We start from the raw sequence: 14,839 nt of genomic DNA on the forward strand, positions 1-14,839 counted from the left end.
AGCCTCTTTTCTTTGCCTTTTATGCGTTTCGTTCGAATGTTTTGCAGTCAGTTTCTTCTTGTCTGTCTGCATGTGCTCCTGTATGACTCACTACATAAATTTGTGTTGCACTGCATTTGTTTCCATTTCGCCAGTGCGTGCAATTATTTACTTCACAAAGCACATCTTGTGCCATGAAAAACACCCCTTTCATTTTTTAGAATAGCCAAATGAAAGGGGTGTTAACCAAAAATTATTTTTGTACGCCGTATAATGTTTCAAGTGGTTGCATGATGATTTTGTTTAAATCCATCACCAACATGTTTACACGTTGCTCTGCTTGCATTAAGGCAGAAATGTTAACATCTTGCTGAACACGTGTTACGATTGCTTGTGCTTTCTCGTTATCTTCTTCTGAAAGCTGCTCGCCTTGCATCATTTTTTGTTGAAGTTCCATTTGCATGTTACGGAACTCTTCGAATAATACTTTTGTTTCCTCGTTTGCAAATACTTTCTCATATTGTTCTTGTAACGCAATAAAGTCTTCGTTCTCCTTTAATGCATGTTGTAATGTGTACGCAATATCATGAATGTTCGTTGCCATTATGTAATCCTCCTAAAAAATACGCTTTTCTACGATAACAAAGCAGGTGCTTGTTACGAAATCAATAATAACACAATTCCTTGCACAAGCCCAATTGCCCCCCCTAGTAATGCACCTAAGTATGTAATCATTTTTAATTCTTTTCTCGTAATGCCTAGTAACATTTCTTCTAGACGTGCTGTCGGGAAAGAATCAACTTGCTCTTTCACTAACTGTTCGACTTGTAATGCGCCTAATACTTCATGTATATGCCTATGTGCATACTGAAGTACCTTATCCACTAACACCGGTATTTTCTCTTTGATAGGCTCTTTGTATGATGCAACAAGTTCATTCAATTGCTTATCCCATAATGGTGCCGTTACATTCTTTTTCACAAAGGAAGAAATCGTCGATGCAATTGCATCAGCTTGAACATATTCTTCTACTTTCTTCATATCCCATTGCTTCACATTTTCGTATTCCTTCATTAAGACAGAAGTCACCGTTTGACGCGTCCCATCATGCATCAGAAACTTCATTAGTTCTGGTTGTAACTTTTCACCTAAGTCCACATTTCCAAGTAACATTTGTGCAAAGCCACCAAGCATTCCTTTATTTAATAAGAAATCATTTGCCATTTTCGTTAAACGTTGCTTTCCTTCCTCACTCGCAAAATACGTTTGTGCTTTTAGCAAAATATATTCCGCTACTTCTGGTATCTTCTTCTCGACATTCTCTTGCCATTCACTCGGAATAATTTCGCCTACTTTCATATGACTGTTAGTATAGAAATAGCGTTGAATCGTTTGCTGAATAAAACGATTCAGTTGATTATCTACGCTCAAATAGTCAATGCCTAGCTTGTCCATCACTTCTTTCACTGATTTCTCACTTTCGAACCACTTCATTAATTCCACTTGAACAAACATCACAATTTTTTCTTTTAACGCTGGTTGCATTAACTTTGCTTCAATCGCATCTTTTGTTAGTAAATGATCCACCACCATTTTTCCCATTTGCTCAGCTAACTCAGCTCGTCGTCTTGGTATTAGACCTGGTGTAAACGGAATACGAAACTTTCCAATATATTTCGGTTCATACGGCCTAAATAACATCTTTATTGCTAAGGAGTTCGTATAACCACCAATTGCGGCCCCTAATCCTACCGTAAACAAAATTTGCATTAACGCATTCATCTGTCATCCTCCTATTTTTACATACCTATCTATTGTATAAAATACTTTCTTTTCCCATTTCTCTCTCTCCTCTACACATGTAAAAGGAAACTGGTGAATATAATTATATAATGAACAATTCGTATTTCCTACCATTCTTACACAAGAATTATCAATACGAATTTTGCTTTTATACGTAGGCAAATTCACCTCATCTTTTGCATATATAAGAATGATATCTGGCACCTATCCTATAGGTTAAATCAAATAAGAACCTTCAAATAAAAAGGAGTGATTTTTCTTGTTAACACTTGGAATATTATCATTTGACATCAGCAAAGAGCAGGAATACTTCACAGAAATTGCAAGGCGTGCGGGAAATTATAATATGGAAGTTGTATGTTTTTCCCCTAGTAACATTGAGCCAAGTACCGAAATGGTAACCGGTCTTGCATTTGACGACTCAAAAGATAAGTGGAAAGAGAAAAGTTTCCCAATACCTTCCTATTTATATGACCGTTGCTTCTACACAAAGCCTATTACGAAACGCCATAAGCCAATTGTAGAATGGCTTAAGAAACGACCAAATACGTTCTTTCTCGGCTATGGGTTACCGGACAAACTCCACATTCATCACTTAATATCCGAACATGAGTTGTTAAAGGCATACTTACCAAAAACAACACTCGTGGATACGCCACAAACAATACTTACCACGCTACAAAAAAAGAAGAAGCTCCTCTTAAAACCAGCGAGCGGAGCAGGAGGGCGAGGCATTTATTTATTCACCTTCAAAAAAGGGAACATACACGTCCACACACAAAAAGGAGAAGAACTCATTACTAAGACTTTTGAGGAAAAAGCATTTATCCGTTTCTTAACTGTTCTTCTCAAAAAACGTACGTATATCACACAGCCATTCCTATCTTTACAAGATGTGACCAACTGCCCATTCGACCTCCGTCTTTTCTTACAAAAAAACAAACATGGTAAGTGGATAACAAGAGGAGTCGGTGTACGAAAAGGAAAAGAAGATCATCTCGTTTCTAACTTAAGCGCAGGTGCTTCTATTATTCCTTACAAAGAATGGAAGCGACAATATACTCCACGAGAAGTACTTCTTATTGAAGATGCTATCCAAACAATTTCACGTATTCTCCCCCTTCATTTAGAGAATACTTCTTCACCACTATTCGAGCTCGGTATCGATATTGGCATTGATCAAAAATGTGCTATTTGGCTATTAGATATTAACTCAAAACCTGGACGGAAAGTATTATTAACTATTAATCCACCCATTAAAGAAGAGCTATATCATGCGCCGCTACAATATTGTTCCTTTTTAGCTTACCTAAACGCAAAGGAAAGAAGGTAACGACTATATGAATATGTCCTCGTATCGTATCATGAAAAAAGAAACGAAGCATGCAACAATTCTTTTACCAAAAACAATAAATATCCCACACTCTATTACGCATATTAGCTTCGGTACAACCGTCATTCCTTGTAAGTTCACCACAACAAATACACTTACTGACACAATCGCCATCCCAGCAGATCTATTTGATGCCTTGCATATTCCCTTTGAAACACTATCACCAATTTTCTTTGATGAAGACACATTACACATTGGACCACTCATTGGAATGTTCACAGCTGGGCTGACAAACTCTTCTTCTGAACCAATTGGAGCTCGTTCTTCTTTCTTTGCGGACTTATTATCACTTCATCCTACTGCATCATATAGTTTTGTCTTTAGCGTCCATAGCATAAAGTGGAGCGAAGGCCTAATTAACGGACTTTTCTATATGGACGGAAAATGGCAAGAATATATCGTTCCATTCCCACATGTTGTGTACGATCGGCTACCAAATCGTAAGACGGAAAATCACCTTCGTATTCAACGAGTCAAACACCGCCTTCAAAAAGAATATATGATTCCGTGGTTTAATCCTGGCTTCTTTAATAAATGGGATATTTACCAAAAACTAAAAACAAATAAAGAAATAAATACTTACTTACCAGAAACAGCACTGTTCACATCGTTTAGCCGTGTTGAAACAATGCTTGCCGAACATCAGCATCTATATATTAAACCAACAAACGGAAGCTTAGGCTCTCGCGTCTATCAAATTCGCTATGAACGAGAAGAGGAAGCTTATTTTTGTCGTTTCTATCAAAATAATAAAAAGAAATTGCATAAGTACCGAACTCTTGAACAACTGGTCAATCATTTATTTAAAGACCAACAACTACGTGATTTTATCGTTCAACAAGGTATTTCTCTTCTACGCTTTGATCAGCAATCAGTTGACTTCCGTGTACACACAAATAAAGACCGAAGTGGCAACTGGAAGCTAAGTGCTATCGCCGCAAAAGTAGCAAGTAGAGGAAGCATGACAACACATGTAACATTCGGCGGGGAAGTAAAATCACTTGAAGAGCTTTTCAGTGATCCAATACACCGAGCTGAGATGTATACAAAAATCTCGCAAGCAGCTATTTCATTAAGTGAAGCAATTGATAAAGTTATTGATGGATATATCGGAGAAATCGGCTTTGATATTGGCATCGACAAAGAATACAATGTCTGGTTATTTGAAGCAAACTCTAAGCCAGGACGGACAATTTTCAATCATCCGCCTCTTCAAAAATACAATTCTTTAACGAAAAACTTATTCCTATCCTATGCAACGTATTTAACCGAGCAAAGTCTTCTTCGTCCCGTCGAGATATATTCCTAACAAAAAGTCGTATGCAAGAATATCCTCTTCCTGCATACGACTTTCCTATACATATGGAACTTCTATACGATAATCTTCTCCACAAGAAGAACAATAATAAAGGTGTATACACGACGATGTTGGATCATGTTGCACACCGTCCACTTGCTCTAATATACTCATATCCAAATACGGACTATAGTTATCTAAGTAATCGACTACTTTCCCCGTATCAATCATTTCTGCCGCACATGTTGAGCACGTATACATGTTTTCATTCATTCCATTACAATTTGGACAAAAACTCATGATGATCCTCCCTACTAAATAAACGTATTTCTCCTAGTATGAAATAGATCATAAAATGCTATACGATTCTTTCATACAAGATTATTACATTAATTACCAATAAATATCATACATAGAGAAGAATCCAACAAACCATAATACTAGTAAGCAACAACCACTCAATGGATTAGAACTACTAAGTAGTTAGTTTCTACTGGTGCAAATCCAGCTAATCCAACCAAAACAAACTTAAATAGGAGATGACTCATACATGTCAAACAACAAAAGTTCAAACCAATTAGCAGTGTATGGAGCTCAACAAGCAATCGATCAAATGAAGTACGAAATCGCTAGTGAATTTGGTGTTCAATTAGGACCAGATGCAACTTCTCGCGCTAACGGATCAGTTGGTGGAGAAATTACAAAACGTCTAGTTCAAATGGCTGAGCAACAATTAGGCGGCTTCCAAAAATAATTTAACAATTTCATACAATGGCTATAAGCCCCCAGGCGCTCGCTTGGGGGCTTTCAAATATGCCGTCTATCATAGACTTTTCCATTCCACCTTATACTTACAAAAATTTCACCGCTTTTTTTGTTTTTTCTAATTGATTTACAACAAAATCGTATTGTGAAGAAGAGTACGTGAAGAAAACAATATCTACAACGAGTAATTGTGCAAACCGTGAGCTTGTAGCCGCACTACGAATGTGTGCTTCTGGAGCGCGAGCTGTAAATAAAGACACATCTGCTAACTCACATATTTTGCTATTCCCTAAACGAGAAAGGCTCATTGTTGGAATGCTTAATTCTTTTGCTGTTTTCATTAAATCTAGAACGTCTTTTGTTTCACCACTATAGGATATTCCCCAAAATAATGCCTTCTCTGACTGAGTAGCCATTGCAACAGCTAAAACATGACGATCTGAGATAGCAAAAGCCTTTTTACCTAAGCGAAGCCATTTCTGTGCAATATCTTCAGCGATGAGAAACGAAGCGCCAACCCCATATATATAGAGTACGTCAGCCTCATTCAACATTTCAACTGCTTCTTCAATGACTTCTATCTTTAATTGCCCGACTGTATCGTGTAATGTTTGGACAGTATTAGATAATGTTTTATCAATAACGGAAGAAACACCTTCATTCGGTTCAATATCGAAGTATCCTACAACTGCCGAATGGCCGATTTCTGCAAATAAACGTGCCTTCAAATCAGGAAAGCCTGTTACACCTAATGAACGACAAAAGCGAACAACAGCCGCACTACTCGCTTCAGCTTCTTTCGCTAACTGATGAATCGTCATTTTTGTCACTTCTTTTGGATGTGCAAGAATATACTCACCTATTTTTTGTTCTGAAGATGGTAAGTCTTTCAGAGCTAGTTGAATCTGTGCTTGCATACTATTTATCGTCAAATGACTTCACCCTTTCATTTTTTATGCGAACAAGTTATTTTTCATCTATTATATAGAAAAACACCTTGTTCCAAAAGAAAAACCTTATCTAATAAAAAAAGAAGCCTCCCAAAGTCCAAACTTCAACTTATGAGGGCTCCTTTCTATAAAAATTATGTTATTATTCTTGCTCCACCATTGCCTCTTTCGGTACACCGAAGAAATACGTAAGAACAAATCCTGCAGCATAACCAGCTACTAATCCAATTACATAGTTCATCCATCCTCCGTTGGCGATAAGGGGAATTAACGCAACTCCAGATGGTCCAATCGCGATTGCACCAACTTGGCCAAGCAAGCCAATTACAGCTCCACCAATACCGCCACCAATACACGCTGTAATAAATGGACGTCCTAATGGTAATGTGACACCATAAATAAGTGGTTCGCCAATTCCTAGAATACCTACTGGAAGTGCTCCTTTAATCATATTCGTTAATGATTGATTCTTCCTACAACGCATCCATAATGCAATCGCTGCACCAACTTGTCCAGCGCCAGCCATTGATAAAATAGGAAGTAATTGAGTCGCACCAGTAGCGTTGATCATTTCAATATGAATTGGTAGCAACACTTGATGTAAACCAAGCATTACTAATGGAAGGAACGATGCTCCCAACACAAAACCTGATACAACACCGCCGTGTACTAATAACCAATTAATTGCGCCAAGTAAGTTATTTGAGATAAAACCTGCAAATGGCATAATGAAGAAAATTGTTGCCAATCCAACTACTAATAATCCAATAGTAGGCGTTACAATAATATCAATAGAATCTGGAACAAACTTACGTAGTTGTTTTTCAACGATTGAGAAAATCCATACTGCGAATAATACGCCTAACACGCCACCTTGACCAGATGTCAGCGGATCACCCGTAAAAATATTTGTAATCGCCGTATCAGGTGTCACGCCAGTTAACAGCGTTACACCACCAATTACCCCACCTAGTGAAGGAGTAGCGCCAAATTCTTTGGCAGCATTAATCCCAACGTAAATCACTAAATAACTAAAAATCGCATTTTTAATAACATTCAACACCGTTACATATTGTTGCCATGTGTGAGCATCTAAATTTCCTGCTGTAATATTATTAGATAGAATAGAAGCTATACCAGCAATTAATCCAGCTCCAACGAATGCTGGAATCAACGGGATAAATATACTTCCGATTTTTCGTAGGAATGCTTTGAACGGTGTATTATTCTTTTTCTTTTGTTCTGCCTTCATTTGGGCACCTTTTGCCTGTAATTCCTCCGCAGAAGGTGTCTCATTCGTTGTGCTTCTCTTACTCTCAGATAGCAGGTTCGGAATTTCTTCTGCCACCTTTGTTACGACACCAGGACCAAGTATAATTTGATACGTTTCATCATCTACAACACCTAGTACTCCATGTATTTTTTTCACCGCTTCTTCATTAATAAGGTGCTTGTGAATTGGCGTAACACGAAGACGTGTCATACAATTTGTAAAGGTTGATATATTCTCACTGCCGCCAATTGCCTCGATAATTTCTGAAGCCATCTTTTGATATTTACTCATTATAATCACCACACTATCTATCGATTATTGAACTGCTTTACGAATAAAACCTTTTGTTTCTTCTAGTCGTTTTATTGCTTCTTCTTTTGTGAAACCAGCTAAAATCATTACAATCGCAATTTTTGGTTTGTTATCCGCTTTTGATAAATATGCTGTAGCTGTTTCATAATCACATGATGTCGCTTCCATCACGATACGCTTCGCCCGTTCTACAAGCTTCTCATTTGTTAGTTGGACGTCTACCATTAGGTTTCCATACACTTTTCCGATACCAATCATAGATGCGGTTGATAGCATATTACAAATTAATTTCTGTGATGTACCTGCTTTTAACCGAGTTGAACCAGTTAAGACTTCTGAGCCACTAAGCACCTCAATTGCAATGTTAGCCACTTTTCCAATCGCAGATTCTTTGTTACAACTTACCGCAATTGTATTAGCCCCAATAGAATTCGCATACTTCAAACCACCAATCACGTATGGGGTACGTCCGCTAGCAGCTATTCCCACTACAATATCTTTATCTGTTAACGTAATATCTTGTAAATCTTGTACTCCTAATTCTTCTCTATCTTCTGCTCCTTCAACTGCTTTAATAAAAGCTTTTTCTCCACCAGCAATTAAACCAATTACTTCTTCAGGAGCTGTGCCAAAAGTCGGTGGACATTCTACCGCATCTAATAAGCCAATGCGCCCGCTTGTACCAGCCCCTATATAAATAAGGCGTCCATCGTTTCTTCTTGCCGCAATAATATGTTCTACAGCCTTCGCGATTTGTGGCAGTTCTTTTTTCACACTTTCTGCCACACTTGCATCTTCTTCATTCATAACTGTAAGAAAATCTATTATTTTCATTTCATCTAAATTCATTGTTTTCTCATTTCGTTTCTCTGTCGTTAAATGCTCTAACATATTTATCACCCTTTTAGGAAATTGTTGAAAACGTTTTCTTTTGATAAATTCATCATAACAGCTATGAAATTTTATTTCAATTATTTATTTTTTATTTTGAAATAAAATTTTAAAAAAATGTGAACAAACCTTTGTTTTTATTTACAAATAGAAAAAGGAGAATTAGCATAATGCTGATTCTCCTTTAATTAGTAGAAGCATGATAGTTTGTCTCTCAAAAAAAGAAAGAAGTAGCATTATGCTAACTCCTCTCCTTTTTTTTCTTCTATGTTTTTATCTACTCGAACTAACACTTTATTAATACGACGATTTTGCACTTCTCGAATCGTAATCGTCAAATGCTTATAATGAAGTTGCTCCCCCGTTTTTGGTATCCGCTCGAACTTCTCGAATATCCATCCGCCCAGTGTATGATAACCACTGTCATCGTCATCTTCTAAATCCATCATTTCCATAAAATCATCTAATGGAAGTTGTGCATTGAACTCATAAAGATTTGGTGATAACTCTGTCACATTTTTAATCGTTTCATCGTGTTCATCCCAAATATCTCCAACTATTTCTTCTAAAATATCTTCTAACGTAATTAGTCCCGATGTTCCACCAAATTCATCTACAACGATTGCCATATGAGATTTATTCTTCTGTAACTCTGGAAGTAGCGTCGATATTTTCATCGATTCTACAACGTAAATTGGTGTACGTACTAACTTACGAATAGTAATGTCTCTATTTTGTACTAAATAGCTAAAGAACTGTTTATCCGATAAAATACCAATAATATTGTCGATATTATCTTCATAAACAGGAATACGTGAATAACGTTCTTCCAGGAACAAATCACGAATTTCTTCAACTGATTGATTCACTTCTACCGCAACCATATCAATACGTGGCTTTAATACTTCCGCCACTAATATATCGTTAAACTCTAACGTACGAGTAATAAGTTCCTTCTCTTCTTTATCAATGACTCCTTCTTCTTCACTTATTTCAACCATCGCTTTAATTTCTTCTTCTGTTACAAGTGGCTCACTATCTTTATTTTTAAATAACTTTGTTACCCCATTTTTAATGGCAACAAATATATATGTAACAGGCGATAATATTCTTATTAAGAAAACAAGAATACCAGAGATACGCAGGGAAAATGATTCTGCATTCTCCTTCGCTAATGATTTCGGCAAAATTTCGCCAAAAATTAAAATAAGTATTGTCATAACAACTGTACTAACAAGAATACCTTCTGCTCCTTCAAAAAACTTTGTCGCCAATGCTGTGGCGATTGCAGAAGCTGCAATGTTCACAATATTGTTTCCAACAAGAATAGTCGACAATGATTTATCGAAGTTTTCCGTTACATACAATGCATTTTTGCTTCCTCTCCGTTTTTCATCTACATAACTTTTCAAACGGATGCGATTTACGCTTGAAAAAGCTGTTTCTGCGGAAGAAAAGAATGCAGATAACAAAATAAGAATCATCAAAATAAACATTGTACTCAGTGGCAAGTCGCCCAAGAATCTTCACTCTCCTACTATATTCTTAATGAATTATATACTAACAAGCATAATTATAAGAAAAATTCACAAAAAAATACATACTTATCCTCATTTTTACACAAATAGCTGTGCAAATATGCTAATAAAAGGTAAACTATATGTTTTTTGTTAGTATACCCAGTTCTTTTAAACTAAGAATAATATTGTGGATCAACATAAAAAGATAAAAATTAACTTATAATCTATAATTATCCATATAAAAATTATATAATAAATTAAAAAGGGGATTTTTGTCGTGATAAGAACACACATTAGATTACTCGTACTAATTGTTTCACTAATGGCTATCGTTAGTGTTGGATGTACAAAAGAGCAAACAACTACCAAAAACACTATACCAAAATCAGAAATGACATCAAAAAATATTTCAACACCATTACCATCCACTGTCTTATCTACAAATCTAGATCTTGAATTAGAGCCAAATGAACATGCTCTTTATCAATTCTCGCTTGAAGAAAGTGCCTATGTTAACTTTGGAAGTGTACAATATGCTTCTAATACAGCACACATTCAAATTGATTACATGAAAGACGATAGTATCGTAAAAACACACTACTTAAATGGAAATTACAACAGCGGCTATACAATGCAAGAACTCCTGGAGGAAGGAAAATATACATTAAAAATAACCAACATTAATAACCAAGCCATGGTCGGTAATGGATACCTATACAAAAATAAAACAGGTAATACATATTCTTTCCTTAATTAATAAAACACCCCATCACTCCTCCTGAGTCATGGGGTGTTTCTCTACCTTTAGGAAGCATGTGTGACACTACCTGCTTGTTGCAACTGATACATCTTATAATACCTTCCGCATCTCGCCATTAGCTCGTCGTGTGTACCGCGCTCGACAATGTTTCCACGGTCTAATACGAGAATTTGATCTGCACTTCGAATCGTTGATAAACGGTGCGCAATAATGAAAGTCGTTCTGCCTTTCTTCAATACTTCAAGCGCTTCTTGAATGATACTTTCCGTTTCTGTATCAATACTAGACGTTGCTTCGTCTAAAATGAGAATGGCTGGATCAAATGCTAATGCTCGTGCGAATGAAATTAATTGTCGCTCTCCCGTAGACAACGTACTTCCTTTCTCAAGCACCGGCTCATCTAATCCTTTCGGTAATTTCGAAATGAATACATCTGCTCCAATTTCTTTAATTACTTTCTCAATCCGTTCACGCGAAATCGCTGGATTATCCAAGGAGATATTCGATGCAATTGTTCCACTAAATAAGAATGGATCTTGAAGAACAATTCCCATATGCTCACGGTATAATTGCTTTGGCATTTCTTTAATAGGATAATTGTCTATCGTAATATTTCCTTCTTGGAACGGATAGAAACCGAATAAGACGTTCATAATCGAGCTCTTTCCTGAACCAGTATGACCAACTAAAGCGACCGTTTCCCCTTGCTTTACATCAATATTAATATTTTTCAGCACAACGTCTTTGTTGTTATACGAGAACGATACATTTTGGAACGATACATCACCTTTGTAACGATCTATATGTGTATCATTTACATCCGTTCCTTTTTCATCTAGTAGCTCAAAGACACGCTCAGCTGATACTAGTGCTTGCTCCAATATCGCTAATTGATTCACCATTCCTGTTATAGGACTAAACATACGAATTAAATAATCGACAAATGCATAAAGTACCCCTACCGTTACAACCATTTGTCCGCTTAATGTCGTACCACCGAAGTACCAAATCATCGCCATAAATGCAATGCTTCGAAGAACTCCTACTAAATTATGAGACGTCGCAGCGTTTAAGCTAAGTAACTTATTTTGATGGCGATAATAATCATCGCTCAACTCTCCAAATTCTTTCGCTGTTTCTTTCTGTTGACGGAATGCTTGAATAATTGACATTCCATTAATACTCTCGTTAATCATCCCGTTAATATCAGATAAGCGGCCGCGAATAATGTGATTGTATCTCGAAGCGTACTTTCGATACAAAACAATCCATAAGTAAAGAATCGGAATAATTAACAAGCAATAGGTCGCTAACGTTGCATCTAGCAAGAACAATGCGATAAGAATACCTGTCACATAAATAACACCCGAGAAAAACGTTGCTAGTACCGTTACGTATAAGTCACGGATAGATTCTGTATCATTCGTTACACGCGATACAATTTTTCCAGCTGGTAATTTATCAAAATAACTCACCGGTAAACGCTGAATATGGGAGAATACATCTTCTCTCATATCTCGAATAATGCTATTTGATGCTTTTTGGAGGTAAAATGCTTTCCCATATGTGAAAATGCTCGCCATAATCATTAAACCAATATATAAAGTAGCTAGCGTTAATAATCCGTTGACTTCTGAATCATAGAAAGGCAATAACTCATCCTTACTTAACTGCACCGCACTATATTCTTTCGTTTCATTGTTACGGGTAATCGTCAACGTATCCCCGTCTATTTCTCTTGCACCATCAAAGGCAATCGCCTCATTAACAAAGTAATACGAAACTCCGACTTGTAAAATACGGACTTCTTTTCCTTTTGTCTCATTCTCTTCAAAGCGATCTTCTCGCTTATACCATTTTCCTTGATACGCTACTGCCTGATCACCTGTTGCCCCCTCATACCAAGGCTTCTCTATCCCAACGATGTGTACATCAATCATCCGCTTTGCAATAAATGGTCCCGATAACTCTGCTGCTACGGCAAGCATCAGCATCACTAATGCAAAGATAAATGTTCGTTTCCGTTTTAAGGCGTACTGAAACAATCTTTTTCCTACATTCATACATCCACCTCATTTTCCTCCATCAACTGCTGGCGTTCAAATTGTTCCTGATACCAGCCATTTCTGGATACTAGCATTTCGTGTGTTCCTTCCTCGATGATTTCCCCGTCGTCTAACACCACAATCCAATCTGCATGCTGGACAGCCGACATACGATGTGCCGTAATAATCGTTGTCTTATTTGCACGCTCTTGTCGTATATTCTCAATAATTCTCGCTTCTGTTCTCGCATCTACTGCCGATAATGAATCATCTAGAATCAAAATCTCTGGGTTTGTCGCAATCGCTCGTGCAATCGAAATACGTTGCTTTTGTCCACCTGATAACGACACTCCTTTTTCCCCTACTAACGTATCTAATCCGTCTGATAAGAACGTAATATCTTTATCAAATGCTGCCATTTTAATTGCATGTTCCAATGTTTCATCGTCAGCCTGCCCATTTCCAAGTAAAATGTTTTCTCGTACCGTTTTTGAGAATAGAACATGCTCTTGTGGTACATATCCAACCCAACTTAATACGTGGTCAACTTGAATTTTTTCAAGTGGTGTATTAGCGATAGAAATCGCTCCTGTTCCAAGTGGATACTGACGCAATAGTTGTCGCACAAGCGTTGTCTTTCCACTTCCGGTCTTCCCTACAACTCCTAACGTTTGACCACTCTTTAATGAAAGCGATACGTTACGTAAATTTGCTTTTTCTGAGCTTGGATAATAGAATGTTACTCCGTCAAATATGATGGAATCTGGCTTAGTTGGTACAAGCGTCATCGCTCCATCCTTCACATCTGGTTCATATGCTAACGTTTCATCCACGCGGTCAAGCGACGCATTTCCGCGCTGCATCACATTAATTAGCTCACCAATCGCAAACATTGGCCAAATCATCATTCCTAGATAGACGTTAAATGTAACGAGCTGTCCTAGTGTTACCTCATTCTGGAACACAAGAAACGCACCGTATACAAGACCAATTAAATAACTTGCTCCAACTAGTACTTTGATAGTCGGCTCAAATAAAGTATCTATCTTTGCTACACGAATGTTCTTCTCGTATACATCGTCAATCATATCTTTAAAGCGTTTTTCATCTTCTCTTTCTTGTACATAAGCACGAACGACACGTACCCCTGCAATGGACTCCAACACACGATCATTCATATCACCAAACGCATCTTGAGCTACCGTGAATCGTTCATGTAACTTCTTTCCGTATATCCACATCATTAATGCCATAATTGGCAAAGGAATCAATGATGCAAACGTCAACTCCCAACTAATCGAAAAGCCCATCATACATAGAATAACGAGCATATACATACTAGAATCAACAAGTGTCAAAATACCGAAACCAGCTGTAATAGAAATTGCCTTTAAGTCATTCGTAGCACGCGCCATTAAGTCTCCTGTACGATTCTTTTGATAGAACGTCGGTGTCATCTTTAACAAATGATTCATTAATTTGCCACGGAACGTGCGCTCTAATAAGAATGCACCACCGAATAATTGATATTGCCATATATACGTACTCACATAACAGATCAACATAATTCCAAGTAATAATCCAATGTACGTATACATACTACTCGCCGTCAGCGTCCCATTATTAATCTCATCTATCGTCATCCCAATTAACTTCGGCGGAATCACTTCAAGGATATTTATGACACATAAAAATCCAATTGCGATGATGTATCGTTTTTTATTTTCTTTAAAGTACCAACCTAATTTCCCTAATACAGATAACATGTTGTCTCCCCTTCCGTTTCTTCTTTTTTGCACAAATAAAAAGGCATATCGCAAATTTATACGATATGCCTTCACAGCAATCTTA

General features: G+C 37.1%; 14 protein-coding genes. 4 read left to right on the forward strand and 10 right to left on the reverse strand.

The genetic code is table 11. The annotated features are described in order from the left end of the window. Positions 1-19 precede the first annotated feature (19 nt). The 3 genes from IEV41_RS11605 to IEV41_RS11615 are packed head-to-tail and all read right to left on the reverse strand — an operon-like array spanning position 20 to position 1,761. Entirely contained in the window at positions 20-175 is a 156-nt protein-coding gene (locus tag IEV41_RS11605) for a DUF1540 domain-containing protein (protein WP_188388530.1), read from the reverse strand. A 57-nt stretch (positions 176-232) separates the two neighbouring features. Further along, positions 233-583: a YlbF/YmcA family competence regulator gene (locus tag IEV41_RS11610; RefSeq protein WP_188388531.1), complete on the reverse strand. Its 351-nt coding sequence runs from the start codon at positions 581-583 to the stop codon at positions 233-235. A gap of 53 nt (positions 584-636) precedes the next feature. Further along, on the reverse strand, positions 637-1,761 hold the full coding sequence (locus IEV41_RS11615) for a DUF445 domain-containing protein (protein ID WP_188388532.1): 1,125 nt from the start codon (positions 1,759-1,761) through the stop codon (positions 637-639). 280 nt (positions 1,762-2,041) lie between these two features. Here IEV41_RS11615 and IEV41_RS11620 point away from each other — a divergent pair, with 280 nt between their 5' ends. Together IEV41_RS11620 and IEV41_RS11625 are read left to right on the forward strand one after the other, a co-directional pair. Continuing rightward, positions 2,042-3,115 (forward strand): YheC/YheD family endospore coat-associated protein, encoded by a 1,074-nt coding sequence (locus IEV41_RS11620; RefSeq protein ID WP_188388533.1) that lies wholly within the window; start codon positions 2,042-2,044, stop codon positions 3,113-3,115. A 7-nt stretch (positions 3,116-3,122) separates the two neighbouring features. Next, the gene (locus IEV41_RS11625; protein ID WP_188388534.1) at positions 3,123-4,484 is read left to right on the forward strand and encodes a YheC/YheD family endospore coat-associated protein; all 1,362 of its coding nucleotides are present in this window, start codon (positions 3,123-3,125) and stop codon (positions 4,482-4,484) included. Between the two features lie 45 nt (positions 4,485-4,529). Here the strand turns inward: IEV41_RS11625 and IEV41_RS11630 are convergent, their stop codons facing one another. Further along, positions 4,530-4,772: a hypothetical protein gene (locus IEV41_RS11630; RefSeq protein WP_188388535.1), complete on the reverse strand. Its 243-nt coding sequence runs from the start codon at positions 4,770-4,772 to the stop codon at positions 4,530-4,532. 250 nt (positions 4,773-5,022) lie between these two features. Between IEV41_RS11630 and IEV41_RS11635 the strand changes: the two genes are divergently transcribed. Continuing rightward, a complete protein-coding gene (locus IEV41_RS11635) occupies positions 5,023-5,226 on the forward strand; it encodes an alpha/beta-type small acid-soluble spore protein (RefSeq protein ID WP_188388536.1) in 204 nt (67 codons plus the stop codon). 97 nt (positions 5,227-5,323) lie between these two features. On the opposite strand, the gene IEV41_RS11640 is transcribed toward IEV41_RS11635, so the two are convergent. From IEV41_RS11640 to IEV41_RS11655, 4 genes are all read right to left on the reverse strand, one after another. Then, positions 5,324-6,169 carry a MurR/RpiR family transcriptional regulator gene (locus tag IEV41_RS11640; protein ID WP_188388537.1) on the reverse strand — a complete coding sequence of 282 codons (846 nt, stop codon included), beginning with the start codon at positions 6,167-6,169 and terminating at the stop codon, positions 5,324-5,326. A 160-nt stretch (positions 6,170-6,329) separates the two neighbouring features. Further along, a complete protein-coding gene (locus tag IEV41_RS11645) occupies positions 6,330-7,751 on the reverse strand; it encodes a PTS transporter subunit EIIC (RefSeq protein ID WP_188388538.1) in 1,422 nt (473 codons plus the stop codon). Between the two features lie 24 nt (positions 7,752-7,775). After that, positions 7,776-8,663 (reverse strand): N-acetylmuramic acid 6-phosphate etherase, encoded by an 888-nt coding sequence (murQ, locus tag IEV41_RS11650; protein WP_188388539.1) that lies wholly within the window; start codon positions 8,661-8,663, stop codon positions 7,776-7,778. Between the two features lie 236 nt (positions 8,664-8,899). Continuing rightward, complete coding sequence (locus IEV41_RS11655; protein ID WP_188388540.1) at positions 8,900-10,183, reverse strand: hemolysin family protein; 1,284 nt, start codon at positions 10,181-10,183, stop codon at positions 8,900-8,902. 277 nt (positions 10,184-10,460) lie between these two features. Between IEV41_RS11655 and IEV41_RS11660 the strand changes: the two genes are divergently transcribed. Beyond that, the gene (locus IEV41_RS11660; protein WP_188388541.1) at positions 10,461-10,940 is read left to right on the forward strand and encodes a hypothetical protein; all 480 of its coding nucleotides are present in this window, start codon (positions 10,461-10,463) and stop codon (positions 10,938-10,940) included. Positions 10,941-10,987: 47 nt separating this feature from the next. On the opposite strand, the gene IEV41_RS11665 is transcribed toward IEV41_RS11660, so the two are convergent. Together IEV41_RS11665 and IEV41_RS11670 are read right to left on the reverse strand one after the other, a co-directional pair. Next, positions 10,988-13,006 carry an ABC transporter ATP-binding protein gene (locus tag IEV41_RS11665; RefSeq protein ID WP_188388542.1) on the reverse strand — a complete coding sequence of 673 codons (2,019 nt, stop codon included), beginning with the start codon at positions 13,004-13,006 and terminating at the stop codon, positions 10,988-10,990. Next, positions 13,003-14,754, reverse strand: a complete 1,752-nt coding sequence (locus tag IEV41_RS11670; RefSeq protein WP_188388543.1) for an ABC transporter ATP-binding protein — start codon at positions 14,752-14,754, stop codon at positions 13,003-13,005. The genes IEV41_RS11665 and IEV41_RS11670 overlap by 4 nt, the downstream gene beginning before the upstream one ends. Positions 14,755-14,839 lie beyond the last annotated feature (85 nt).

Source organism: Priestia taiwanensis (assembly GCF_014638355.1).
Classification (GTDB): Bacteria; Bacillota; Bacilli; order Bacillales; family Bacillaceae_G; genus Priestia_D; species Priestia_D taiwanensis.